At 52.4% G+C, this 24,565-nt stretch carries 22 protein-coding genes; 15 read left to right on the top strand and 7 right to left on the bottom strand.

Annotated features, from left to right (window positions below):
• Positions 1–9 precede the first annotated feature (9 nt).
• Together J2X61_RS28795 and J2X61_RS28790 are read left to right on the top strand one after the other, a co-directional pair.
• Complete coding sequence (locus tag J2X61_RS28795; protein WP_310192924.1) at positions 10–780, top strand: ABC transporter ATP-binding protein; 771 nt, start codon at positions 10–12, stop codon at positions 778–780.
• Positions 781–1,548 (top strand): ABC transporter permease, encoded by a 768-nt coding sequence (locus tag J2X61_RS28790; protein ID WP_274472724.1) that lies wholly within the window; start codon positions 781–783, stop codon positions 1,546–1,548.
• Between the two features lie 167 nt (positions 1,549–1,715).
• On the opposite strand, the gene J2X61_RS28785 is transcribed toward J2X61_RS28790, so the two are convergent.
• Positions 1,716–2,576, bottom strand: coding sequence for a hypothetical protein (locus J2X61_RS28785; protein ID WP_310192917.1), 861 nt, complete (start codon positions 2,574–2,576; stop codon positions 1,716–1,718).
• Positions 2,528–3,160 carry a hypothetical protein gene (locus tag J2X61_RS28780; RefSeq protein ID WP_310192915.1) on the bottom strand — a complete coding sequence of 211 codons (633 nt, stop codon included), beginning with the start codon at positions 3,158–3,160 and terminating at the stop codon, positions 2,528–2,530. Before J2X61_RS28780 ends, J2X61_RS28785 begins: the two co-directional genes overlap by 49 nt.
• Before the next feature lie 303 nt (positions 3,161–3,463).
• Here J2X61_RS28780 and J2X61_RS28775 point away from each other — a divergent pair, with 303 nt between their 5' ends.
• From J2X61_RS28775 to J2X61_RS28760, 4 genes are all read left to right on the top strand, one after another.
• Complete coding sequence (locus J2X61_RS28775) at positions 3,464–4,102, top strand: FHA domain-containing protein (protein ID WP_310192912.1); 639 nt, start codon at positions 3,464–3,466, stop codon at positions 4,100–4,102.
• An 18-nt stretch (positions 4,103–4,120) separates the two neighbouring features.
• Positions 4,121–5,413: a UDP-N-acetylglucosamine 1-carboxyvinyltransferase gene (gene murA / locus J2X61_RS28770; protein WP_310192909.1), complete on the top strand. Its 1,293-nt coding sequence runs from the start codon at positions 4,121–4,123 to the stop codon at positions 5,411–5,413.
• Positions 5,414–5,558: 145 nt separating this feature from the next.
• Positions 5,559–6,266 carry a DNA alkylation repair protein gene (locus tag J2X61_RS28765; RefSeq protein ID WP_310192907.1) on the top strand — a complete coding sequence of 236 codons (708 nt, stop codon included), beginning with the start codon at positions 5,559–5,561 and terminating at the stop codon, positions 6,264–6,266.
• 165 nt (positions 6,267–6,431) lie between these two features.
• The gene (locus J2X61_RS28760; RefSeq protein ID WP_310192904.1) at positions 6,432–7,385 is read left to right on the top strand and encodes a prenyltransferase/squalene oxidase repeat-containing protein; all 954 of its coding nucleotides are present in this window, start codon (positions 6,432–6,434) and stop codon (positions 7,383–7,385) included.
• Between the two features lie 438 nt (positions 7,386–7,823).
• On the opposite strand, the gene J2X61_RS28755 is transcribed toward J2X61_RS28760, so the two are convergent.
• Entirely contained in the window at positions 7,824–7,982 is a 159-nt protein-coding gene (locus J2X61_RS28755) for a hypothetical protein (protein ID WP_274472730.1), read from the bottom strand.
• 405 nt (positions 7,983–8,387) lie between these two features.
• Here J2X61_RS28755 and J2X61_RS28750 point away from each other — a divergent pair, with 405 nt between their 5' ends.
• The 6 genes from J2X61_RS28750 (at position 8,388) to J2X61_RS28725 (ending at position 14,439) form a co-directional block, all read left to right on the top strand.
• Positions 8,388–8,867, top strand: a complete 480-nt coding sequence (locus J2X61_RS28750) for a carboxymuconolactone decarboxylase family protein (RefSeq protein WP_274472731.1) — start codon at positions 8,388–8,390, stop codon at positions 8,865–8,867.
• A 124-nt stretch (positions 8,868–8,991) separates the two neighbouring features.
• The gene (locus J2X61_RS28745) at positions 8,992–9,990 is read left to right on the top strand and encodes an AraC family transcriptional regulator ligand-binding domain-containing protein (protein WP_310192900.1); all 999 of its coding nucleotides are present in this window, start codon (positions 8,992–8,994) and stop codon (positions 9,988–9,990) included.
• A 186-nt stretch (positions 9,991–10,176) separates the two neighbouring features.
• A complete protein-coding gene (locus tag J2X61_RS28740; RefSeq protein ID WP_310192897.1) occupies positions 10,177–10,968 on the top strand; it encodes an SDR family NAD(P)-dependent oxidoreductase in 792 nt (263 codons plus the stop codon).
• 173 nt (positions 10,969–11,141) lie between these two features.
• Entirely contained in the window at positions 11,142–11,552 is a 411-nt protein-coding gene (locus J2X61_RS28735; RefSeq protein WP_310192894.1) for a GNAT family N-acetyltransferase, read from the top strand.
• 23 nt (positions 11,553–11,575) lie between these two features.
• Entirely contained in the window at positions 11,576–12,136 is a 561-nt protein-coding gene (locus J2X61_RS28730; RefSeq protein WP_274472817.1) for a maltose acetyltransferase domain-containing protein, read from the top strand.
• A gap of 176 nt (positions 12,137–12,312) precedes the next feature.
• Positions 12,313–14,439, top strand: coding sequence for an ABC transporter transmembrane domain-containing protein (locus tag J2X61_RS28725; protein ID WP_310192892.1), 2,127 nt, complete (start codon positions 12,313–12,315; stop codon positions 14,437–14,439).
• A 90-nt stretch (positions 14,440–14,529) separates the two neighbouring features.
• Here the strand turns inward: J2X61_RS28725 and J2X61_RS28720 are convergent, their stop codons facing one another.
• The 4 genes from J2X61_RS28720 to J2X61_RS28705 form a co-directional block, all read right to left on the bottom strand.
• On the bottom strand, positions 14,530–16,095 hold the full coding sequence (locus J2X61_RS28720; RefSeq protein ID WP_310192889.1) for a GGDEF domain-containing protein: 1,566 nt from the start codon (positions 16,093–16,095) through the stop codon (positions 14,530–14,532).
• Positions 16,096–16,253: 158 nt separating this feature from the next.
• On the bottom strand, positions 16,254–18,698 hold the full coding sequence (locus tag J2X61_RS28715; RefSeq protein ID WP_310192887.1) for an S-layer homology domain-containing protein: 2,445 nt from the start codon (positions 18,696–18,698) through the stop codon (positions 16,254–16,256).
• A gap of 342 nt (positions 18,699–19,040) precedes the next feature.
• Complete coding sequence (locus J2X61_RS28710) at positions 19,041–20,153, bottom strand: NADH:flavin oxidoreductase (RefSeq protein WP_274472738.1); 1,113 nt, start codon at positions 20,151–20,153, stop codon at positions 19,041–19,043.
• A 110-nt stretch (positions 20,154–20,263) separates the two neighbouring features.
• Complete coding sequence (locus J2X61_RS28705) at positions 20,264–20,581, bottom strand: ArsR/SmtB family transcription factor (protein WP_274472818.1); 318 nt, start codon at positions 20,579–20,581, stop codon at positions 20,264–20,266.
• A 496-nt stretch (positions 20,582–21,077) separates the two neighbouring features.
• Here J2X61_RS28705 and J2X61_RS28700 point away from each other — a divergent pair, with 496 nt between their 5' ends.
• From J2X61_RS28700 to J2X61_RS28690, 3 genes are all read left to right on the top strand, one after another.
• The gene (locus tag J2X61_RS28700) at positions 21,078–21,962 is read left to right on the top strand and encodes an ABC transporter permease (RefSeq protein WP_274472819.1); all 885 of its coding nucleotides are present in this window, start codon (positions 21,078–21,080) and stop codon (positions 21,960–21,962) included.
• Positions 21,962–22,831, top strand: a complete 870-nt coding sequence (locus tag J2X61_RS28695; protein ID WP_310192884.1) for a carbohydrate ABC transporter permease — start codon at positions 21,962–21,964, stop codon at positions 22,829–22,831. The genes J2X61_RS28700 and J2X61_RS28695 overlap by 1 nt, the downstream gene beginning before the upstream one ends.
• An 87-nt stretch (positions 22,832–22,918) precedes the next feature.
• Entirely contained in the window at positions 22,919–24,466 is a 1,548-nt protein-coding gene (locus tag J2X61_RS28690) for an extracellular solute-binding protein (RefSeq protein WP_310192881.1), read from the top strand.
• The last annotated feature ends 99 nt before the right edge of the window (positions 24,467–24,565 follow it).

The following is a 24,565-nucleotide window of genomic DNA, read 5'->3' as shown; positions in this document are numbered from 1 at the left end:
GGGAATCCGATGCCAACCGTGCAAACCAATCCCATTCAAGTAAAAGGACTGATTAAATCCTACAAGCAGCATCAAGTGCTGAAGGGCGTAGATTTCGAGGTGGAAAAAGGGAGTATATTCGCTCTCCTTGGCTCCAACGGGGCAGGCAAGACAACAGTTGTCAAAATTCTCACCACGCTGCTCCAACCGGATGGCGGCACTGCCGCTATCAATGGATTCGATGTCGCGGCTAAGCCCGATCATGTCCGTCAGGCGATTAGTCTGACCGGGCAATTCGCCGCTGTGGACGAAATTTTAACCGGACGGGAAAATTTGATCATGATTGCGAAGCTGCGATACTTTAAGGATCCGCGTCAAGTAGCGGACGACTTGCTCCGACGCTTCGGCTTGACAGACGCCGCGGACCGCAGGGTGGCTACTTATTCGGGCGGGATGCGCCGCAGGCTCGACATCGCCCTTAGCCTTGTGGGGAAACCGCAGATCATTTTCCTTGACGAACCGACCACAGGGCTTGACCCCGAAGCGCGTATAGAAGTTTGGAAGATTGTCAAGGAGCTGGCGGACAAAGGCACGACCATCTTCTTAACTACGCAGTATTTAGAGGAGGCAGAGCAGCTTGCCGACCGAATTGCCATTCTGCATGAGGGCAGGATTATCTCCAGCGGCACGCTCTCGGAGCTGAAAAAGCTGTTCCCACCCGCCAAGGTGGAGTATGTTGAGAAGCAGCCGACTTTGGAAGAGATCTTCCTCGCCATCGTCGGCACAAAGGAGGAGAAGTGAATGGAGACGACAAAGAACCATTTTTTCAGCGATATGGGCGTTATGGTTGGACGTTCGATGCGTCATATTTCCCGCAGTATGGATACCATCATCACGGTCACCATCATGCCGATCGCTTTCATGCTGCTGTTCGTTTATGTGTTCGGCGGTGCCATTCAAACCGGAACGGATAACTATGTGAATTACCTGTTGCCCGGTATACTGCTGATTGCTATTGCCAGCGGTGTGGCTTACACGGCTTATCGCCTGTTTACCGATGTGCAGCGGGGCATCTTCGAGCGGTTTCACACCATGCCGATTTCCCGTTCCACCTTGCTCTGGGGGCATGTCCTTACCTCGCTAGTATCCAACGCAATCTCCGTTGTCGTCATCCTTCTCGTATCGTTGATTATGGGCTTTCGTTCATCCGCTGGCGTGCTGCCATGGCTGGCCGTAGCCGGCATCCTTGCGCTGTTTACGTTGGCCTTAACTTGGGTTGCCGCTATAGCCGGCTTGTCCGCAAAAACGGTCGATGGCGCAAGCGCCTTCTCCTACCCGATTATCTTCCTGCCCTTTATCAGCTCAGCATTCGTGCCAACTGAGTCAATGCCGACCGTCGTTCGCGTCTTTGCCGAAAACCAACCGGTAACCTCGATTGTAGAAGCCATCCGCGCATTGCTGTCAGGACAACAAGTGGGGAATGAGATATGGATTGCGCTTGCGTGGTGCATCGGCATTGTGTTCGTCGCTTATTTCTTTGCCATGAAGGCTTATAAAAAGAGGGTATGACATTCGCGGGGTAGACGAATTTGGAGGAAGTACGCGTGCGAACAAGTTATAAAGTGCTGAAAATCAGCAAACAATAAAAGCCATAAGATTCCCAGGAAGGGAGCTCCTATGGCTTTTTTATTGTACAATCCGCTTGTACCCGCACCGAATTGCCCCGGCACCTCATGTTATTGATCCAAATCTGCATCAAACCAACGCCAAACTTCATCCTTCGCTTGGTCAACGATCGTGTTATTTGCCCGAATAATGTAAATTTTGTGTGCTTTATCCATGTAATAGAGGCCTTCCGCAAGCTCGGATACACGCTCCATTTTTATTTCCGTTGTCATGGTGTACAGTCCGCTTTGCTCGTTCGGTGAGAAATCTTTTGAATTTATACCGTTCATCACGACGTACAACTTGCCTTCCCCGACGGAAGGATCTGTAAGCATCGGGTTCGTTAGGCCCAGCACCTGAACGTCCAGCTCACCAAGCAGGTCGTTTACGTCGTGAACATTTCCCTCCCGATCCAGTAAAGCTAGCCGCGCCGTGCCGGAGATCATGCCATTGCGGCCTGGCAGCAAGGCCGATGCGATCCACGTCGTCCCGTCTGGATTCGGTATGACCCGGTCCAGCCTTTGACTCAAATCAGCGAGCTGCGTCACCTTGCCGTCGCGGACCAAGAAGTTGTAGGTAGTTCCATAGTTCGGACCGATCACAGGGATTGGAAGTCTTAGATTGATAGAGAGAATATATGCGTTATTCGCCGCCTCGAACCTCGTATAGGAATGTACCGGCGGACCCCAGTCAGCTGCTTCCCATACATCGGAGTCCGTCAGTGTGTAGATCTTCAGGTTACCATCATATAAATCGCGGCCTTTGCGCGTCAACTCCACGGGTTTCCCGCCCATAGGGTGCTTGGAATCGATGAGTCGGTTGGTGAACGCCTCCAGCGCTTTGCGGTTTTGCAGCTCGGCTTGATGAGTGGACTTGTCGATTTTCACCATCGCCTTCTCGTCATCCGCACCCAGCAAAGAATAAAAATACAAGGCTTGATCATCGTCGCCGATGAGTCCTGCATGACATTCTGACCGCCAATGATGCCAAGCCCCGTTTGTTCATTCCAAACAAGATCGAGTCGCAATAAATCATGGGCGAATTGCCATGTAAGCGGGATGTAGGTGATGTCCCGGAATGTTAAGAACGGATAAGGCTCTTCCGCATTTTCAATTTTCTTATCTCCGAATTGAATCGGGAAACTTGCCAATTGAACGGAGTACGATGTACTGTTACGCGTTTTGCTCAGATCCTGCTCGGCCCGAGACGTCCGTATAGGAGGCGGATAATTACGATTTGGCCATAAAATCAGCCCCGCATCATCGCTCCACTGATACTCAATATTCAGCGATTGAAGATTGTTCCACGTCATAGGCATGTAGGTAATGTCTTTGTAAAGTAAAAATGGGTACTCACTGTAGGCCTGGTCCAATGAAGTGTTGTTAAGTGTAATAGGAAACTTCGGAATGGATGCACGGATCGAGGTGCCGGCCGTGGCTTGAACGGGCAGCGCTGCACACGCAAGCAGCACAATGGCCGCACAGCTAAGTGCAATTTTTCGAACGGATAATAGCAAGCGATCAACTCATTTCCTATAAATTGAAAAACCGCGTATTTCACATAAATAGACGTCAAGCCGGTGGTAAAGTTGCATGAATTTGGGAACTGCATGCATGCTTTCCGGTTCCCGATGTTACCGAAATGTGAGCGAGACGTCAGTGTCAAGGGGTTTTAATCAGCCTGCGTTTGGGGTACGATGATGACTGGGGTTATCCCATTAGAAGGGGGAAAGCTGTTTCAGCGAATGGAGGGGAGAATACTGGAAAACTTTGCATGCTTATACATCGTACGTGGTGAACCCTATCGACCGGGCACCATCGTGAATCTCAGTGAAGATGAAACGCGGGTCGGCCGGGTATCCAATCAGTTTACTCCGGACTTGGCCTTAACGAACGCTTTTATTTCCCGGGAGCATCTCGTCATCCGCAAAGAACAAGACGCGGCGGTGCTATATGATTTAGGAAGCCGGCACGGAACGGAGATCAATGGCGTACTGTTAACGCCGCACACCCCATATACGTTGAAAAATTTTGATATCATTAAGCTCTCAAAAGGGATGACCGTCATCCACTTTTCATATACGTTCGCCGATCAGACTCTAGAAATCGAACCGCTTAGCGTCACCAGGATGCTAGAAATTCCGGAACTGCCACTCACGATTCATTGGGAAAGAAGAGAATGTATCGTCGAAGGCAGGCGAATCCTCATGTCAGAGAAAGAATATTTACTGATTCGTGTGCTGCATGAGAATGCCAACCGGCTCGTTCCGCTCGAGGAAATTAAATCCAGCGTATGGCCGGAAAGGTCAACGGGAGCAGAAGGCTTCTCCGATGTGACGTTGGACGAGCTGAATGCCTTGATCTACCGGGTACGCAAAAAGTACGGCAAAGCTACCTTTCTGATTAGTGCAGTGCGAGGCAGCGGCTATATGCTCGAAACGGAATTGAAATCGTCATAACGAAAGTAGGGACACTTCATGAAGTATATACAGGCTGAGTTCTCAGGTCCCCTGAACGGAACGGTACATATACCGGGAGCGAAGAATAGCTCCCTTGCTTTACTTGCCGCCGCTTGTCTGGCGGACAGTATCGTAACTTTAGAGGGGATTCCCCGTATAGACGATGTCCGCATTATCGCCGATATCGGCCGGGATATCGGGATGAAGCTTAGACAGGAAGGCCGGCAAGTCATCATTGACCCGCGATGGATTCATAGCTCCGTGATCGATCCAGGCAAAGCTTCGAGCTACCGGGCGTCTTATTATTTCGCAGGTGCGTTACTGTCCAAATTCGGCAAAGTGACGATCGGATTGCCTGGCGGTGACGATTTCGTCTCAAGACCGATTGATCAGCATATCAAGGTATTCAAAGCGCTAGGAGCGCAGGTGCGTCTCTTCGAAGATTATTACGAAGTTGAGGCTGCTGAGCTGAAGGGGGCGGACATTTATTTCGACACCATTACTTCCGGCGCGACGATTAATGCGATGCTGGCGGCTGTGCTGGCCAAAGGACGGACACAACTGTACAACGCAGCTGTAGATCCGGAAGTGTGCGATACGGCAAACTTCCTGAACCAGTTGGGTGCGCGAATCTACGGGGCAGGTACGGATTTTATTCGAATTGAAGGCGTCTCCTATCTGAACGGCGGAACGCACACGGTGATTCCCGACAGGCTGATTGCCGGTGCCTTTCTGATGGCGGCCGGGCTCCACGGGGGGCAGGTTACCGTCATGGACGTCATCCCCGAGCATCTGGGCTCATGTCTGGCCAAGATGGAGGAAATAGGGATGCATTTGGAAAGCGGCGAGAGCCACATTACGGCTTATGGGGCGAATTCGCTGAAAGCGACGCGTATCCGCACAGGCATGTATCCGAGCTTCGCCACCGATTTGCAGCAGCCCATGACTGCGCTTCTCCTGCAAGCGAAGGGCAAGAGCATCGTTACCGATCGTGTCTACCCCAAGCGGTACGCTCACGTTCCGCAGCTGCGGCGGCTTGGTGCAGAGATCGAGCTGCGGCAGGACAGCGCGTTGATCAGCGGAGGACGGCCCTTGCAAGGCGGCTGGGTGCATGCTACTGATGTGCGTGCAGGCACTTGCTTGCTGATGGCCGGTTTAGCGGCTGAGGGCAGCACGTGTATAACAGGTGTCGAGCACCTCGAGCGCGGCTACGAAGACGTTATCGGCAGCTTCAGATCGATAGGGGCCAAGCTGTCGATGCGCGAGTTGGACGCACAGGCGCATCCAAGTCAGATTCGTGAATCTTATTGATGTTTCAAAATATGAACACCGTCTTGAAGTTGGCGGTGTTTTTTCGTTTGGTTAACTGGGGACTTCCAGCTCTGGTTGTACCACTAACGGGATGAATATATGGTAAAATAAGGGCGTAAACAACCCGCAGAAGGAGTGTTACAGTATGGATCTTGAAATGGTTATGCAGGAGCTTGAAGCCCTTGGCAAAGAACGGCTCAAGAAAATGTACATATCCAATGGCGCGAGAGAGCCGTTATTTGGCGTTGCGACGGGCGAGATGAAGCCGATTCTCAAGAAAACCAAGCTCAATCAATCTTTGGCGGAGCAGTTATATGCCACAGGCAATTACGACGCCATGTACTTCGCCGGCATCATTGCAGAACCGAATGTCATGACGGAGGCGGATTATGATCGTTGGATGGATGCAGCGTATTTCTACATGTTGTCCGATTATGTAGTGGCTGTCACTTTGTCCGAAGCGGACATTGCTCAGGATGTTGCTGATAAGTGGATTGGAAGCGGTGAAGATTTGAGAATGTCGGCAGGCTGGAGTTGTTATTGCTGGCTCTTGGGCAGCCGGCCGGACAGTGAATTCGCTGAAAGCAAGCTCGCCAAGATGCTAGAACAAGTGGAAAATACGATTCGCGATGCTCCTGAGCGTACGAAATATGCCATGAATAATTTTATATACACGGTGGCGACGTCCTATTCGCCGCTTCATGATCAGGCGGTCGCAACGGCTAAGGCCGTATGCCCGGTAGAAATCATAAATGACAAGGGAAAAAGCAGGTTTCTTAACGCTTTGGAAAATATTCAAAAGGCAGAAGCGAGAGGAAAGCTTGGTTTCAAGCGCAAGCATGTCAGGTGTTAACGGATAACTTGGCAGAATCAGGGGGAGTGCTTACATGTGGCTTCTCTTAAAGAGCAGGAGAACATAATCAATTCGCGAATATCTACATGTAAATATTTACCGGCAGTCGAAAACTGCTGGAGAGGATGCAGAGCAGAAACTTAACCTAAGGAAGGATGAAATGAGATGACTGCCAAAGATTCCGAATGGCCGATCACCGAGCCGAAGCAATCGGTCATCGCGTGGCTGCTTGACGGGGACCCTGCGATTCGTTGGCAAGTGATGCGTGATCTGACCAAGGAGCCCGATGACGTTGTTGCTGCAGAGAGGTCCCGGGTTGCCTCGGAGGGCTGGGGCGCACGGGTCCTTGACCTGCAATCCCCCAAGGGCAACTGGGGCGGTGACGCCGACGCACGCAACTGGTTGTGCACGAGCTACACCTTGCTGCTCTTGAAGGATTTGGGCCTCGACCCGTCGGGTGAGGAAGCCCGCAGATCCATCGGCCTTGTGCGCGAGCATATCATCTGGCCGCAGCAAATGGGCGGTCTGCCATACTTCGACGGCGAGACCGAGCCTTGCGTGAATGGGTGGATCCTTGGTGTCGGTGCGTACTTCGGAGAGGCAAGTGACCGGTTGGTCGACCGGCTCCTCAGCGAGCAGTTGGAGGACGGAGGCTGGAATTGCGACGCTCCTCAAAGCCGGCGTTCCTCGTTCCACAGCACCATTTGTATTTTGGAGGGACTATTGGAGTACGAGAAGGCGAAGGGCGCAACGGCTGCTGTCACCGAAGCCCGCGCCCGGGCACAGGCATATATGCTGGAGCGTCGTATGCTGAGGTCCCTGTCATCCGGTGAAGTCATCGATCCCGACTGGACGCGGTTCTCGTTCCCGACTACGTGGCATTACGACGTGCTCCGAGGGTTGGATTACTTGCGCAGCGCCGGTGTCGAACCCGATGAACGGGTTGCCGAGGCCGTCGGTCTGGTGGCGAAGAAACAAGATCATAACGGGATGTGGCCGCTGGAGAACGTTCATCCCGACCGAGTGCACTTCGACATGGAGGGTGCGGAAGGCGAGCCTAGCCGCTGGAACACTCTTCGCGCCCTGCGTGTGCTGGACTGGTATTCAACACGGTATTAAGTTAGCGGATATATGATTTTGAAAGAGAAGAAGGAACAGTTTGCCATAGGGCAGCTGTTCCTTTTTTGATGGGGGAGAAGTCTCGAAAGACGGGCTTGGCGTAATCCGAAAATAAGTTTGCAAAGCCATCTCTGCTGTTCGAGAACGGCCGGCCGGCTGTATTGTACTGCGCGGTTGCGGCAGGTCCGAACCGGAAGATCAACAACCGCCTAGCCGGGCAGCCATGGTCCGCACTCCGGCATTTTGGAGGGCGGATTTTTGGCGTGGCTAACGGACACAGTGGCCGTTATTTGCCGAGTTTGGGCGGGACGCGGGTTCTAACGGACACCAGTGCGGTTATTTGTCCCGTTTGGCTCTGATTTTGTCTTGAAATCGGCAAATAAGGTTCTTGGTGTCCGCTAGAATCCGGATGAGACGATTTACGGGGCAATAACGTTCCTAGTGTCCGTTAGCTTCGCGAGGCAGCGCGATACACCAATTACGGCGATGCCTGCTATGCCGTAAGCACAAAGCCTTGCCGCAGCGGCCGAGCAGTAAGCTGGCTGCCGTAACCCGGCGGATCAGAATTATCGCCGCTACGAGAAATTTCTTAGCCATATACCTAATTGAAATCCATGGACAGGCCCGAATAATTTCGGTAGAATTTCTTGCAACTTATTAACTACGTTAATTGTCGTTACGATGCTTCTCATCATGGTAACGAATTATTTTCGTTCTGTGGACGTGGTTAAGCGTGACAATAGCAATTATATGCAAGGGGGCATCTCTCAACTGAAGCAGACGATTGCAGCGAATAGCGAGCATATCGTTCGAATTCTCGATACCGTTGCTTACAATAGTCAGACCGTTCGAAGCTACTTCTACATACGAAAGTCAATATTCAGACGAATGATCGAAATAGTGAAGAAGCAATGTCTGCCAAAGTGTCACAGATGGAAGACCCCATTTGTCTTATTAGTGTCTTCGAAATAATAACTAATTAAAAATTGGAGGAATCTAATCATGACACAGCGTTTAAATTATATGCAGCAATCCCCGGAGCTTTTCAAAAAGATGATGGAATTCAGCAACGCCGAGAAGGAAAGTGCAATTGAAGAGAAAATTCTTCACCTTGTGCACATCCGCGCTTCGCAAATGAATGGGTGCGGGTTCTGTCTGGATATGCACGTCAAGCAAGCCAAGATGCATGGCGAGAGCGAGCTTCGCCTCTATCACACTTCGATTTGGCGCGAATCGACGCTGTTCTCTCCGCGTGAAAGGGCGGCACTCGCATGGACCGAGATTTTGACCAAGCTGCCGGAACATGGCGTGCCGGACGAATTGTACGAGCGCGTTCGCGGTCAATTCTCGGAGAAAGAAATCTCGGATCTGACGTTCTCGGTCATGGCGATCAACGCTTGGAATAGAGTCAACGTTGCCTTTAAGACGGTACCGGGCTCTGCAGATGCAGCATTCGGGTTGAACAAAGCCGGCTTGAGCTAAGCGTCCGGGAAATAAATCGAATGAGGGAGATCCGCCTTGCTGCGGGTCTTCTTTTTATTTACTTTACTTTTCGTATAGACTGGAGTAGAGCAATTAGTAAGATACATAAGGAGATCCATTCGGCATGAAATTCGAACGTATCAAGTTTCCGAACGGGTTTTGGGCGGGCTTACAGCACTTGGGCATCTCCCCGCACGACGTAGTTCGCAAAGCGCAGCTGCCGCTATCCCTAATCACCGAACAAGCCGCGGTAACATCCGCCGAATATTTCAGCATCTGGCAAGCCTATGCCGACCTAATTGGCGGCACGGCCATCGGCATCGTCAAGCTTGTTAACGTGTTTGAAACGACACAATACCCGCCGACCGTCCTGGCGACGTACCATGCCCGTGACTATCGCGATGCTCTTAACCGAATGGCGCGGTACAAACAACTGTGCCCTCCGGAAAGCTTGCGTATCACCGAAGAGGGTGAGCGTTGTACAATCGAATTGGCTTGGATGCGCAGCGAACAAGCGGGGCCGCCAGTGCTCACCGGTGCCACGCTGGCTTTCCTTCTGGAGCTTGGCCGGCGGGGGACGGGCAAGCCGTTGACGGCGCGATCCGTGGAATTTATTCAACCGATGGACGATATCCAATTACTTGAGGCTTACTTCGGGTGTCCTGTCCGGGCCGGAGCAGCCGTGAACCGATTGACGCTGCATCGAAGAGATCTGGAGCAACCTTTTACATCGTACAACCAAGAGTTGTTGGAGGTTCTGACGCCCATATTGGACCAGTCGTTGGATGAACATCGCAGCCGTCCGGTTCCGGAGATGGTCAAGTGGATACTGAAGCGCAGCCTGTCCGGAGGACACCTGGACATGCGGGCGGTGGCTCGTGAGCTGGGCATGAGCAATCGTACCTTGCAGCGCCGTCTTACCGACGAAGGGACAACGTTCAAGCAGCTGCTGACACAGGCCCGGCATGAGCAGTCGCTGGAATATTTGAAAGATCCCAAGCTGGAACTTAAAGAAGTGGCTTTCTTAATTGGCTACACGGACCAGAACTCCTTCTACCGCGCCTTCCGCCTATGGGAAGGGGATACTCCTGCCAATTGGCGTTCCGCATACGTAAGGTCGTAAGGTCACACCCGCTGGTGTAGAACGAATCGGCTCCAACCCACACCCTCTTTAAGGTGGCGGCATGAATGATGGCGTGTTGAACTAGAAATTTGGCGCCGCACGCTAGTTACTGAACGATCCAGACAAAGTAATATGATCTCTATTCGGGGCGCAGAAGTCTTGAAGACAGCAAAGGAGACATCGGGTATGGATATGGGATTAAAGAACAAAACAGCTTTAGTAACGGGATCGACAAGAGGGATAGGGAAAGCGATTGCCATCGAACTTGCCAGGGAAGGGGTTCATGTTCTCATTAATGGGCGAAATCATGAAGAGGTAGAACGAACGGTAGCTGAGCTGAAGGCGGAGTTTCCATCCACCTTGCCTCAGAATGCAACCGCGGATCTTGTGGATAGGGAGCAAAGAGAAGCGTTATGCCGGAAATATCCCCGTGTCGATATTCTTGTTAACAGTATGGGGATTTATGAAATCATGTCCTATGAGGACGTTGACGATGAAGTATGGGAAAGATACATTCGGACGAATGTCCTTGCGGCTAATGGATTATCTAAATGGTATTTGCCTGAAATGTTGAAGAACAATGACGGACGAATCATTTTTATCGCAAGTGAAGAGGCGGTTATGCCTTCAGGACAAATGCCTCAATATAGCGTGACCAAAACGATGTTGCTTTCGCTATCCAAAAGCTTATCTAAATTAACGGCGGGAACGGACGTCACGTCCAATGCAATCATGCCGGGACCGACGCTTTCCGAGAATGTATATCAAATTATTGATCATTTATTTCCTGATGATAGGGCATTTGCCGAGAAAGAGAAAGCATTTATGGCTGCCAACCTGCCCCAATCGGAAATTCAGCGGTTTATCAGGCCTTCCGAAATAGCCAGGCTGGTTGCCTTCGTATGCAGCCCTTATGCGTCTGCATTTCGAGGCTCCGCCATCCGTATGGACGGGGGGATGGTACCTACCATTATTTAACATAAGCAGCAGGCTGCCGGTACTGGCGGCCTGCTGCTGTTTTTGAAGATTAAGGTCCTAAAGTTTTCACAATCTGCGGCGATCAGGCCGGCGTAATCGGATGTATCGGATCGTTTTTGTGTTAAAATATGGATATCGCGATGGCTAACGAGAAGACCAGGAGGGATCTAGAGGTGAAAATCGTAGCTGCAAGTCATTTGGACTATGCGTATATCCAAGAGCATGATCCTCATATTTTGAAAGACCTGATCTTACATAAAATTAAGGGAAACGAGATTTACCTCCTGCGTGACGATGCAGATATGAATATCGGCTTCCTGCGGTATGGATACTTCTGGGATAACACGCCGTTTATGAATTTGATTTGGATCGATGAACCCTATAGGCGCCAAGGGATGGGGAAACAAGCCGTCCTTTTTTGGGAACGTGCGATGAAAGAGAAGGGGGTTGAACGGGTGATGACCTCTACCCTGGCCAATGAGGAAGCGCAGCACTTCTACAGAAAATTAGGCTATCGCGACTCCGGGTGTCTCTTGCTCGAGAATGAGCCATTGGAAATCATTTTAACCAAAAAAGTTGAATAGACAGGAAGGAGCTGCACATGGATCTGAGAACCGAGAAAGAGAAAATGTTAGCCGGAGAGCTCTATCAGGCGTCCGACCCGCAATTAACGAAGGATCGTGAAAATGCCCGGAAATGGACGCGCTTATTGAATGAAACGCTGGAAACGGAGTATGAGAGACGTGTAGAGCTGCTCAAACAGCTTTTTGGTTCAACCGGCCCGAGCCTGTATGTGGAACCGACGTTCCGCTGCGATTACGGCTACAACATTCATGTAGGCAACAACTTTTACGCCAATTTCGACTGTGTGATTCTGGATGTATGTGAAGTTCGTATCGGTGAAAATTGTTTATTGGCTCCAGGCGTTCATATATATACAGCCACTCATCCGCTGAATCCGTTGGAACGAGCCTCCGGGGCAGAATTCGGGAAGCCTGTGACGATCGGCAATCAGGTGTGGATAGGAGGCAGGGCGGTCATTAACCCGGGAGTTACCATTGGCGATAATGTGGTTATAGCATCCGGGGCCATTGTGACGAAAGATATCCCTGCCAATGTTGTCGTAGGAGGCAATCCTGCAAAAGTATTGAAAAACATCGAGTTTTAATCGATTGTACGACTTCCTTAGACTGCCGGACGACCCATCGGCGGTCTTATTCGCATGTCAACGGACGGGGAGAAAAATTTGTTTAGATGATAGATTATTAGTATGGTAAAGTAAATACTACAGAGTTTGCCAATTGGTTGGATACGGGGGCGCTGATTTTGCATTTTATACGAGAAATGTTTCGACTGGCAGCGTCGTACAAGCTTCTTGGCGGCGTATTCCTGGCGGGCGTTCTGACAGAGGCGGCTTACACAGTCGCAGCTCCGCTCAGTTTGAAATTTATGGTGGACGGCGCTTTTTTGCAAAAGAATGTGCATATGTTCGTACTAATCTTAACGTTATTAATCATAGGAGGAGCTCTCAATGTTTGCGCCAATTTGGCGGGGGATTACGCGATCGGCCGGCTGAGCGCGAGCATCGTTCGCAAGCTTCGGGTCGACTTGTATACCCATATTCAGCGTCTGCCGCTATCGTTCTACCAGCGGTACCGCATCGGCGATCTGATGACCCGATTCGCAGACGATCTGCATGCCGTGGAGCGGACCGTTCGCCTGTTGAGCCCTTACTTTCTCAGGGAGACCTTCAGCGTAGCTATCGGATTAGTGCTGCTTTTCTCGCTTGAGTGGAAGCTGACCGTTGCCGTGCTTGCCGCTTCCGCGCTGATGTTCCTAAGTCCGCGATTGCTCGCGCGCCGTGCGGAGAACGCCAATCTGTCGTACAAGGAAGCGCAGGAGCGCTTCGCGAACACGATCGACGAAACGTTGAAAGGTCATAGAACGATAAGGGGATTGCATCAAGAGCGCCGTTTCCAAGAGAAAGCCCGCGAGCAAATCAACGAACTGTTTACGTTCGGAGTGAAGCTGCAGAGTGTGAACGCGCTGATGGAACGCGTACCGTTAACGGTACTGCTGCTATTGAACGGGATTATGATCGGTTACGGCGGGTCTCTCATCTTCCAAGACGAGCTGAGCGTCGGCGGCTTCATGGCTTTCTTCACGCTGTTTCTGAACGTCGGGCAATCGGCCACCAATCTTTCTACGATCATCCCGGCTATTATCGAATCGGGCGTAAGCTACCGGCGGGTTCGCGAAGTGTTCGACGAGCCGGTGCTCGACGAACCGGTTCAGCCGAAGGGGATGCCGGCGGTTCTGCAGCGTCTCCGCTTAGACAGCGTTTCCTTCGGTTACGGGGAGGACGCGCTGCAGCTGCATGACGTTACGGTCACGATCCCGGGAGGGACCTACGCCGCGTTCGTAGGGCCGAGCGGCTCCGGGAAGAGCACGGCCTTGCAGCTGCTTGCTCGCTTCTACAAGCCTAAGGAAGGCGCTGTAACGCTGAACGACATCGATCTGTTCGAGATCGATGAAGCGTCATTCCGCGGCGCGACGGCGCTTGTGTCCCAGGACGCGTTCTTCTTCCACGGAACGGTTCGGGACAACCTGGTCCTGGATCGAACCGGACTGACGGAAGAAGAGATCGGAGAAGCCGCGGCGCAAGCGAACATTCACGATGTCATCCTCCGCTGGCCGAACGGGTACGATGCGGCGATTCACGGGAACGGAGCTTCCTTGTCCGGCGGGGAGCGGCAGCGGTTATCGATCGCCCGAGCGCTTCTGCGGAGCCCGAAGCTGCTGCTGCTCGACGAAATCACAGCCGCGCTCGACCCGGCTTCCGAAGCGGAGATCCATGCATTGGTTCAGCGGCTCCGGCCGGATCGGACGATCGTATCCGTCACGCATCGGCTGGATTCCGTCGTCGACGCCGATTGTATTCATGTCTTTGACAGAGGCCGCGTCGTGGAATCGGGGACGCACGATGAGCTTCTGCAGCTCAAAGGGCTGTATAGCAAGCTGTGGGAGAAGCAGCACGGCTTCCGACTGTCGGATGACGGACTGCATGCCGAGGTGGAAGCGGAACGGCTGTCGCGCATCTCGTTCTTCGAAGGGATCGATACGTCGTTGCTGCATCATATTGCGGGCTTGTTCGCAACGGAGGTCTTTCAAGCGAATGACCTCGTCGTCCGTGAGGGAGACGAAGGGAATAAGTTTTATATTATTGTGCGCGGTCAGGTCGAAGTTCTTAAGCGTACGCCAGGCGGCGGAGAGGCTCGGGTCGCCACCTTGCAGGACGGGGATCATTTCGGCGAAATCGCCTTGCTGAGGGGAATTCCCCGAACCGCTACTATACGCGCAACGAGGCGATCGGTGCTGCTGTCGGCGAGGCGGGAGACGTTCCGTCAATTGATCGAGGGTTATCCGCAAGTCCTTGCAAGTCTGGAACGAACGCTGGAACAGCGGATGTGAAACGTGCAACCCATGATGTGACCGTTTCCGCGAAGATACGGGCAGCAGAAGATCCCCAGGAACAAGTTGTTCTGGGGATTTTCGATTTGCTCAATTCCAGGGTGCCGGAGCAGGCAGCTGCTTTCTGGCGCGTTTCATTTTGTACATAGCCTCATCTGCGATCTTCATTAAGGTGTCAAGGTCCGTACCGTCTCTAGGGGACAGACTGAAGCCGGCACTGAACGAAATCGGAATTTCAATCCCCTCATGCCGGAAGGGAATTTTATCCAGGAGGGACAACCCTCTATGGATCATGGTGTCTAATTCACTATCTTCCGCAGATGAAATGACCCATACGAATTCGTCCCCGCCAATACGTCCTATCCGATCATCGGGCCGGGAGCTATTTTCCAAACGATGAGCAATATGCTTCAGATAAAGATCTCCAACGAAATGTCCGTATGTATCGTTAATCGGTTTGAACTGATCCAAGTCGATCATGATGAGGGCAAAAGATTCGCGATGCGCTATTTTTTGCAGCAATTGCTCCTGAAGGGCCGCGCGATTGTATAAATTTGTCAGTGAGTCATGGTGGGCCAAATATTTGTAGCGCTGCTCGGACTCCAGAAGTTTGCGTTCCGTATCCTTCAGCGAAGTAACGTCGGTCAGGTGCATGACGAACAGTTTCTCATCGGTCTCTTCCAGCAATTCAAGGCCGATGATCAGATCCATATCGCCTTTATTCGGATTAACCATTCGAGCTTCCCATTGAGCTTCATTCTCCCGTTCAACCCGTGCCAACCTGTCGGCCAGACTCAGTCTGTCTTCGAACTGGATATAACTCACGATGTCGGGGGCAGGGATTCCTTCCAGCCACTGTGTGGCTCTTGGATTCATTTCCTTAACGGTCCCTTTAGGGTCCAGAAGCAGAATGGCTGTAGGAGCCGATTGGAAAAGGATGTGAAACAGCTTGCGGTAATCCGGCATAATGTCATATTTGCCAATCAAATGGCGAAGTATAATTCCCCAGAATAAATAACCGATGAAAAATAAGATCATCGCATTCCGCGAAGTGGTTAGCTTCGATTGCAGGAGAAAGGTGACCAGGACAAACCAGGCAAAAAGCATAAATAAACTGAGCAGCAAGGAACGAAGAATGGTCCTATGCTTTGGTTCGCGAACCCGGTACCAGGAAACGGCGAGGATCACAACCGAAATCAGGATATAGCCCGCCACGAAGAGAACGGTAAGCAGCAGAAAGAGCGGATCGAGCGGACTTCGCCCATCCGTCACGGCGGCATTGTATAATACCCGATGATCCTTGGTAATCAGAAAAATCATCCACAACGTGTAGGGTGCGGCGTAAACGAGAGGCAGCCATCGCTTCAAGGGCGATGCAGCGGGGCCGCCGATGAGCATGCTGAGGTGGACCAAGCAGCAGATGACTAACAGAAGCATCGGGCTATTCCCATAAAGGACGATCTGCATTTGATACTGGGGCAGCAGCGACGTTTTGATATATTCCCCTAGGAAATAAAATTGAAAAGCCAGCATGAGTACGGCAGCAATCCGGTTCAGCATACTCTTCATATTTCGATGTATTAATGTGACGGCCATATAGAAAAAGAAATAAGTAGGGAGCAGAATCGTTAAGAAATCCATGAAAAGTTCGTTCATATCGCCATACCCTTTTGTGTTGGTTAATTGAGTCCATCTCACAGTAGCATGAACGTTACCGCCGACGCAATAAAAACCGGCTGAAAAAGATAGGCGTTTGAGCAAGGAAAGACGCCCTTCCGGTATGGGAGAGGGCGTCATTGGCAGGTCTATTTTTCTTAATAGCCTAATGTAACGTTGCACCACGACCGTTGTTGCGAGGGTGTGATGAGCTCGATGCTGAAGCTTTGCAACGTTTTCTTCGAATAGTCGAAGGAGCCGTCGGCTTTGCGGGCAGCAGGCTCATAATGCAGCCTGTACTTGTCGTCAATCCAGATTTTATCCTGTAAGGTCGCGTCTTTCACGCTCCACTTAGGCGGATATTTGTTATCCGTATCAATGGCCACTTGGACCTTCAGCAGATCGAGGTTATCCACGAAATCCGTGATGCCGCCATCGCTGGTGTTCTGGTATTTGTAGCCGAACTGATCGGTGGACTGAACGAAATATTTGAAGAAGCCGCTTTCGTATTTCACACTCTGCCCGAGATTGTCGCTGAATTTGAGAAACTCCCATACATAAGGGTTGCTTGCGAGATAGTCGGAGCCTCTGATTTGTTCGGATGTACCGTCTGATTTGACGATTGTATATACGGTGTTTAAATTGAATTGCAGCGCCGTATTTTTGAGCGCCACCGCTTTCGCGACAGGCACGCCGCCGTCAACGGTCACCTGGTATTTGGTTAATGTTTTCAATCCGCTTGGCGTATAGAACGTTACGTCTACGTTGAATAGCTCCGTCGGCTGGATGCCGTACGCCTTGTACACCGGAATGCCGGACGTATTCACGCTTGGGGCGGCCATAATCGCATCTTTCGTATCGGGGGATACTTGCTGCACGACGGAAATCGGCTTGCCGGCTTTGTCTTTGAATACCTTGGTGATATCGATTCTCCGGTTTTTGTCATCGGAAGCGATAATGTTAATTTCTTTCCCGTAATAAGGATATTTGGCATTCAGCGCGGCGACATCATCCGGAGAGCCTAGTGAATGGCGTTCGAATAAATATTGGCCTGCCGCAAAATGATCATCGAGCATATCCAGCTCGTATTTCATGAAAGGGTCATAATCCTTCCAGTTGTAAATCTCTAAGGAAGACGTCGCCGAGGCTATCGCTTCAGCGGTGTCTTGCTTGACGACAGAAGCTGTAAGTTGATAATGGGAGCCCTCCGGGCCTACCGGCTTCTGAAGGGACTTGAACATAAATTTATACAAATCGCCGCTTTTGTCTACTGGCAGCTGCCAAGTCAGGACGCTGCGATCGGCGCCATCGCTCCATGGCGACTCGAAGAACTCCCCGGCGCTTTGCAGACCGGGTTCGCCGGATATTCTCTCCAGTTTATAGGCTATCAGATAACGGTTGGGATCCTGGGAAGAAGCCGCACGGAATGCTTGGCCATATTGGTCTTTGATCGTAAAAGCGAGGCCTTGCGGCTGTTCATTCTCGGCGAGCACGACCATCTCTTTGGCATTCACCTCAACGCTCGCAGGAATGCGCATAGGCGCTACGGTAAACGTCCGGCTCGCCGTGGCATCGCCCACATGCGTAAGGCTGGCCGTGATCGAGGCGTCGCCCTCCGCAGTCACTTCTTTGACGACAATTTTGCCAAGTCCCGCATAGCTTTGACCGACGGCCGGCTGATCGAGAACGATGCCGCCCGCGGCGGATATATCGATATAACCGCTGCTGTAGAGAGTTTCAATCTGACTCAGGGTAAATTCGTAATTGTCCGGCCCCGTCACTTTCAGACCGATCACCGGCGGCTGCCCCGTTGTCGAGATATGCCCGTCCGCATCATAATAAGCATCTCCTGCGCTCAGCTTAACGGCATTATCGAGTTCAATCTTAGTGGGCAGCACCGTAATACCCGCGGGCAGGCTCTCGGCTGCGGCGGGACTGCCGGAGACAGGACTCGCCTTGCTCTGATAAGCCTGTCTGGCTGCGAAGCCGGCGAGAGCAAGCGTCTTCCGGGTGGAGGGGGCTGTGCCGCCGAAGCTCCCCACGGCTACGTTCGTCATGAGCTTATTCTGAAGCGCCAGCGCGACATAGCCTTGTGCCCAGGCATCCACCGTACTGTCCGCAATCGGCGCAACACCGGTATCCTTCCACTTCAGCCCGCGGATCAAGAACGCTGCCAGCTCTTGCCGGGTGACTTGCCCTGCCGGATTGTACAGCTTGCCTTCTTCGTCGACGCCATTCGTAAGTCCGGCCGCAAGTAACGCTTCGATGTAGGGGAGGGCGTAGCCGTTAGCCGGGTCGTCGGAGCGGACATCGGCAAAGGACGATGCGGCAGCCGACAGATTGACCGGCAGGGCGAAGATGATGGCGGCAACCTTGGCGAACTGCGCGCGGTTCATTTTATCGTTCAAGCCGAACCTATCGTCCGAAACTCCGTTGAATACACCGTCCTGAATCAACGAATCCAATTTGGCTTTCGTTTCCTGCGGCAAATCTATCAAATCTTTAAATTTCTCGGCTTGTTGCTCCGTAGAAGCTCGGTTAACATGAACGGCAGCATTCTCCGCATGAACAACCGGGATTAAAGTTAAGCTAATGAGGACCATAGACAGTAATGAGGACAGCCACTTCATTCACGTACACCTTCTTATCCCATATTTTCATTTCCATTGCCTAACGATCAACCTGACCAAGCATGATGGATTGAGTGCCTTATCCGCCCCTTTCAGTTGCAGCTTTCTAGCTCACGTAACGATTATAGGGATAGATGCGGAAGGGAATATAAGCGCTTTCAATCAAAATATTAGGCTGAATCGACCTTTTGTACGAACAGCAGAAAAGGGCAGCCGGATGGCTGCCCTTCGAAGGGATGCATCAGCAAGTGCTGACGTCATCTGCTTATGATTGCATGTAACCCGGCCGGCTGAGAATCCGGGATTCCGCGTGAATCAGCTCAGCGTGCCCAGCGCCTCCCGGGTGAAAGGCTGCAGCTCGTCGGTGCGCTCATCGCGAATTTTGACCGCCCAGGCCGGATCGGTCAACAGCGCGCGGCCGACGGCGACGAGATCGAATTCGCCGCGCTCCAGACGCTCGATCAGGCTATCGAGACCGGCTGCCTGCCCGCCCTTGCCTTCCGAGAACAAGGAGGTGAAATCCGAGTCCAGCCCCACCGAGCCGACGGTAATCGCCGGCTTCCCGGTCAGCTTGCGCGTCCAGCCCGCCAGGTTGAGGTCGGAACCCTCGAACTCAGGCTCCCAGAAGCGCCGCGTGGAGGCGTGGAAGATATCGACGCCTGCCGCGGACAACGGGGCGAGGAAGCGCTCCAGCTCCTCCGGATTCGCGGCCAGCTTCGCGCTGTAATCGACCGGCTTCCATTGGGAGAAGCGGAAAATAATAGGGAAGTCGGGACCGACCGCGGCTCTTACCGCTTCGATAACCTCGACCGCGAAGCGGGTGCGGCCAACGAAGTCGCCGCCATAGGCATCCGTCCGCTTGTTGGTCACGTCCCAGAAAAACTGGTCGATGAGGTAACCGTGCGCACCGTGAATCTCCACCGCATCGAATCCGATACGCTTCGCATCGGCCGCTGCTTGGGCATACGCCTGTATGAGACCGCGAATCTCCTCGACGGTCAGCGGCTCGGATACCTGTTCGCCGGTCAGGCTCAGACCCGACGGCCCGATCGGAGCGGCATTCGAATCCGGGAATTTCTCCCTCGAGCGGGCCGTACCGACGTGCCAGATTTGCGGAGCGATTTTGCCGCCGGCTGCGTGCACTTCCCGGACGACGCGCGCCCAGCCTTCCAGAGCTTCCTCCCCGTAAAAGTGCGGCACGCCATGATCGGCGGCGGCAGCCGGATGGTTAATAACGGTTCCTTCCGTGATGATGAGGCCGACGGCATTCTCCGCCCTCCGGCGGTAATATCCGGCTACGTTCGGACCTGGAACGCCATTCGGCGAAAAGGAGCGGGTCATCGGCGCCATGACAACACGGTTGTCGAGCTGCAGACGGCCGCCTTCAAAAGGCTTGAACAAAGCCTTGGATGTTTGGGATAGGGTCATGATATTCTCTCCTCCTATAAATGAAAAGGTTATTTATTAATCTGTATATACAAATATATAGATTAACTTGGTGAAATGCAAGCACTACAGAGCAGACCGTGGAGTAATCCTTAGTCCTTTTTGGCCTGCAGCCCCGCGGCGAAGTTCTCCAAGAAGGCGGCGATCGCTTCTTCGTTGCGCCTGTAATAGGTCCATTGACCATAGCGACGGGACTCCAGCAATCCGGCTTTCTGCATGGAAGAGAGGTACGAGGAGATGACCGACTGCGCCAGGCCGGACTTTTCCTGAATGCTTCCCACACAGACACCGCCGGAGAACTCCTCTTTGATAACGTTCGGCAGCTTCATGTTCAGCTTCTCCGGCTCCCGCAGCCAGCACAGGATGTTGAGACGAGTCTCATTCGAGAGAGCCTTCAGCACCGCAAGCATATCTTCATTTTTCAACACTCGACACCCATTTCTAGTTGGTTTGTTCCCAGTATACCAAAAGTCCGGCACCTGAGAAATAGGATAACCGGATTCTTGTTGGTTCAAACGGGATGGCCAAATGAGCGCGATTCACATGAGAATGGTTCATTAATTCGAATAAACAAATGCTCCAACACATCAACAATTCCTCTATGCAAGATAATCTTATATACCGGCCGCCTATATGCAGGCTATGTGCAAATCCCAGGCAGAATCGGTGTTCGGGGCATCAACCTATCCTCCAGTTCACTTACGAATTGCAGGGAATCAGCCGATTCGCGGATCGGTTCATGTCCTAGAGGATTGAACGATTGTATTCCAAGCGCCCCGGCGGGTAAGATGGCGGTACTAGACGTGAAGGAGGTTTGCGACAGTGGCAAAGCTGTATACAGAAGCGAAGGCCGGGATCGCAGATAGAGAATTGACACATTCGAAGTCCGCGCAAAACCGGTATCTGATGAATATGCGAAAACATTGGGTTCTGTATCTAATGATCATCCCCGGGCTCTTATACTACATTATTTTTAAATACGTGCCGCTCATGGGGAGTGCGATCGCTTTTCAGAACTATCAGATCTTCAAGGGAATCTTGGGCAGCTCGTGGGTAGGGTTCGACAATTTCAAATTCATCTTCACCTACCAGGACTTCTACCATGTATTAAGAAACACCGCCACGATAGCCGCCTATCAGCTTGTGTTCGGCTTCCCGGCGCCTATCATTCTGGCCCTGCTGTTCAATGAAGTGAGGCTGATGCTGGTCAAACGGGTCGTGCAGAGCATGTTTTATCTCCCGCACTTCTTATCCTGGGTCGTTGTAGGCGGCATCGTGTTCGAGCTGTTGTCCAATCAAGGCGTGGCTAACATGGTACGCGGATGGTTCGGTCTCGAGCCGGTCTTGTTTATGCAGCAGCAGAGCTATTTCCGCACCATTGTCGTGCTATCGGGAATTTGGAAAGAGGTCGGCTGGGGGACCATCATCTACCTCGCCGCAATTGCCGGCATCAATCCGAATTTGTATGAGGCGGCCGTGATGGACGGGGCGAACCGTTGGAAGCAGACGCTTCATATTACGCTCCCTGTCTTGTTCCCAACGATTCTCGTGCTGTTCCTGCTGCATATCGGCAATTTCCTGGAGCTTGGGTTTGACCAGATTTATAATCTATTGACGCCAATGACGTACTCCGTAGGCGATATTATTGAGACCTACGTCTACCGTGCAGGGGTTCTTCAAGGCCAGTACAGCGTTACAACAGCGATCGGGCTGTTCCAATCCGTCATCGGCTTCGTGCTGCTGTGGATCTTTAACCGGATGGCGAGAAAGTCAGAACAGGGGTTGTGGTGATGAAGCAGACATACGGTGAAAAGGTATTTCAAGCGTTGAACTATATGTTTCTCGTTGCGGCCGCCGCCACGATGCTGATGCCGCTTATCCATCTGCTGGCCGTATCGCTCAGCTCGCCGATCGCGGCCGATTCGAAGCAGGTGTTCCTGCTTCCCGTAGAATTCACTTGGGCCTCATGGGTCCACATCATGCAAAATAAAGGATTATGGACCGCCTTCGGGGTGACGGCCTACATTACGGTTGTCGGTACGCTGCTGAGCATGCTGTTCTCGGTCTTAACCGCGTTCCCGTTATCCCGCAAGGAATTCCTGATCCGCAAGCCGATGATGCTCGGCATCATTATTACAATGATCTTCAACGCCCCGATGATTCCGTTTTTTCTGACGGTTCGGGAGCTGGGCATGATGAACTCGCTATGGTCGCTTATTTTGCCAGGATTGATCGGAACATTTAACATGATTATTATTCGTACGTTCTTCATGGGGATTCCCGCTGAACTGGACGATTCCGCGCGCATCGACGGCTGTACGGACGCCGGCATTCTGTTCCGGATTTACCTGCCTCTGTCCAAGCCCGTGCTGGCGACGGTTTCCCTATTTTATGCGGTCGGGTATTGGAATACGTTCCAAAGGGCTGTCCTGTTCATCCGAGATCCGAACAAATGGCCGCTGCAAATGAAGCTTCGCGCCTATCTGCAGTCGCCGGAAGAGCTGGCAGCCGTGAATTTGTTCCTGGGCGACTACGACTTTAATACGACGACTCTGAAAGCGGCAACTATTTTATTCGCGACGGTACCGATCATTCTGGTGTATCCGTACTTGCAAAAGTACTTTGTCAAAGGCTCGATGCTGGGGTCCTTGAAGGAGTAACAAAGCAGCGGGTATCAAGCCATAGAGGCTTCATATAAGCAATTGCAATCCTACGTTGACGTGCCACTAAAAAGGGAGGTTACATGCATGAAGAAACGTTTATTCGGTAAAAAGGTTGCGCTGACGGCAGCAGCGGCGTCGCTGCTCGCGGTCACCGTGCTTGCGGGCTGTTCGCAGCAAGGGGACAAGGCACCCGCCGCGCAGGGCGGCGAGCAGGGCAACAAGCTGGTTCAAGTGAAAGTATTCAAAAGTCATATGGGCGTAGGCACCATCCCGGATGCCAATAACGCGCATGTCAAATATGTAGCGGAGAAGACGGGGGTCGAATATCAACTGACAACGACGCCTCCGGGCTCCGAACCGACGGAGTTCCTGAATCTGATGATCGCATCGAACGATCTGCCGGATATTCTGCGCCCGATCGGCGGGATCGAGCAGACGCTGATCAAGCAGGGCGGCGCGCTGCCGCTGGAGGACTTGCTGCCGAAGTACGCACCGAATGTATGGAAGAACGTGCCGAAGGAGGCGTGGGACGTCGTGCGTTCGGCATCGCCGGACGGCCATATCTACTATGTGCCGAAGGTATTCCTCGTTCCCGAGCGGGCGCCGATGATCCGGAAGGATTGGTTGGATAAGGTCGGATTGCCCATGCCGAAGACGGTAGCCGAATACAAGGAAGTGCTGAAGGCGTTCCGCGATAAGGATCCGAACGGCAACGGCGTGAAGGACGAGCTGCCGACTTCGGGCCGGGAGTTCGGCAAGTGGATGGACCACTTGTTCGGGATCTACGGAGTCGCCATGTGGGAAGGAAGTCCGGAGTGGGACGTATACGACGGCAAGATTCAGTATGCGGGCGTTACGCCGAATATGAAGGCGGCCATCGGTTTCATCCGTGAGCTGTATGCAGAGAAGCTGCTGGATAATGAGACGTTCCTGAATAAAGGCGACGTCTGGCAGGCCAAAATCAACAACAATTTGGTCGGCAGCTGGTACCACCTTCCGGCCAATGTGCGCGATCGTTATACCGCGATGCTGAAGGGAGCGCCTGATGCGTATATTGTCGGCATGCCGATACCGAAAGTAGAGGGCTACCAAGGCTTCGTCACGATGAAGACGATGGGCGAGCCGGAATGGATTATCCCGTCCAGTGCCAAGGACAAGGCGGAAGCGTCCCTGAAGCTGCTCGACTTCTTCTACGATCAGAGCAACGATGAATTCATCCGCTTCGGCATCGAAGGACTGCAGCACCAAGTCGTGAACGGCAAGAAAGTGCTGCTGCCGCCGGAGGATAGCCGTCCGCTTGCCCTGGGCATGCGCAATCTGACGACCAAAGAGGATATGGACATTCGGATTAAGGAAACGATTCCGGAGAACATGCAGAAGATGGTGCAGGATATGTTCACCGTCAATACAGCCGATGCCCGCCGCATTGCGGGAGACGGATTGCCGAACACCGTGTACGAGGGCTTCCCGGATATTCAATCGCACAAGCTGTTCCAGGAATACTTGACCAAAATCGTGATCGGCGAATGGCCGATGGAGAAATTCGACGAGTTCGTCGACCGTTGGAATAAAGCGGGCGGCGACAAGGTCACGCAGCGCGTCCAGGAATGGTACGCGAAGGTGAAGAAGTAACGGTGTGAAGACCGGCGCGAGGTCCGCTGCAGAGCCTGCTTGGCCTCTGGCGGGCCCTGACGCGCTGCAAGCACGTTGGCAATGATAACATTACGGATG

It is taken from the genome of Bacillus sp. 3255 (assembly GCF_031456485.1).
In the GTDB taxonomy this organism is placed as follows: domain Bacteria; phylum Bacillota; class Bacilli; order Paenibacillales; family NBRC-103111; genus Paenibacillus_E.
Note: the sequence above shows the minus strand (reverse complement) of the source record. Positions and strands in the feature narration are given on the sequence as shown.

Coding starts and splice junctions, on each gene's coding strand:
- J2X61_RS28795 (WP_310192924.1), top strand. CDS start 10: ATGCCAACCGTGCAAACCAATCCCATTCAAGTAAAAGGACTGATTAAA.
- J2X61_RS28790 (WP_274472724.1), top strand. CDS start 781: ATGGAGACGACAAAGAACCATTTTTTCAGCGATATGGGCGTTATGGTT.
- murA (WP_310192909.1), top strand. CDS start 4,121: ATGAAGTATATACAGGCTGAGTTCTCAGGTCCCCTGAACGGAACGGTA.
- J2X61_RS28765 (WP_310192907.1), top strand. CDS start 5,559: ATGGATCTTGAAATGGTTATGCAGGAGCTTGAAGCCCTTGGCAAAGAA.
- J2X61_RS28760 (WP_310192904.1), top strand. CDS start 6,432: ATGACTGCCAAAGATTCCGAATGGCCGATCACCGAGCCGAAGCAATCG.
- J2X61_RS28755 (WP_274472730.1), bottom strand. CDS start 7,982: ATGGCTAAGAAATTTCTCGTAGCGGCGATAATTCTGATCCGCCGGGTT.
- J2X61_RS28750 (WP_274472731.1), top strand. CDS start 8,388: ATGACACAGCGTTTAAATTATATGCAGCAATCCCCGGAGCTTTTCAAA.
- J2X61_RS28745 (WP_310192900.1), top strand. CDS start 8,992: ATGAAATTCGAACGTATCAAGTTTCCGAACGGGTTTTGGGCGGGCTTA.
- J2X61_RS28740 (WP_310192897.1), top strand. CDS start 10,177: ATGGATATGGGATTAAAGAACAAAACAGCTTTAGTAACGGGATCGACA.
- J2X61_RS28725 (WP_310192892.1), top strand. CDS start 12,313: ATGTTTCGACTGGCAGCGTCGTACAAGCTTCTTGGCGGCGTATTCCTG.
- J2X61_RS28720 (WP_310192889.1), bottom strand. CDS start 16,095: ATGAACGAACTTTTCATGGATTTCTTAACGATTCTGCTCCCTACTTAT.
- J2X61_RS28715 (WP_310192887.1), bottom strand. CDS start 18,698: ATGGTCCTCATTAGCTTAACTTTAATCCCGGTTGTTCATGCGGAGAAT.
- J2X61_RS28710 (WP_274472738.1), bottom strand. CDS start 20,153: ATGACCCTATCCCAAACATCCAAGGCTTTGTTCAAGCCTTTTGAAGGC.
- J2X61_RS28705 (WP_274472818.1), bottom strand. CDS start 20,581: ATGCTTGCGGTGCTGAAGGCTCTCTCGAATGAGACTCGTCTCAACATC.
- J2X61_RS28700 (WP_274472819.1), top strand. CDS start 21,078: ATGAATATGCGAAAACATTGGGTTCTGTATCTAATGATCATCCCCGGG.
- J2X61_RS28695 (WP_310192884.1), top strand. CDS start 21,962: ATGAAGCAGACATACGGTGAAAAGGTATTTCAAGCGTTGAACTATATG.
- J2X61_RS28690 (WP_310192881.1), top strand. CDS start 22,919: ATGAAGAAACGTTTATTCGGTAAAAAGGTTGCGCTGACGGCAGCAGCG.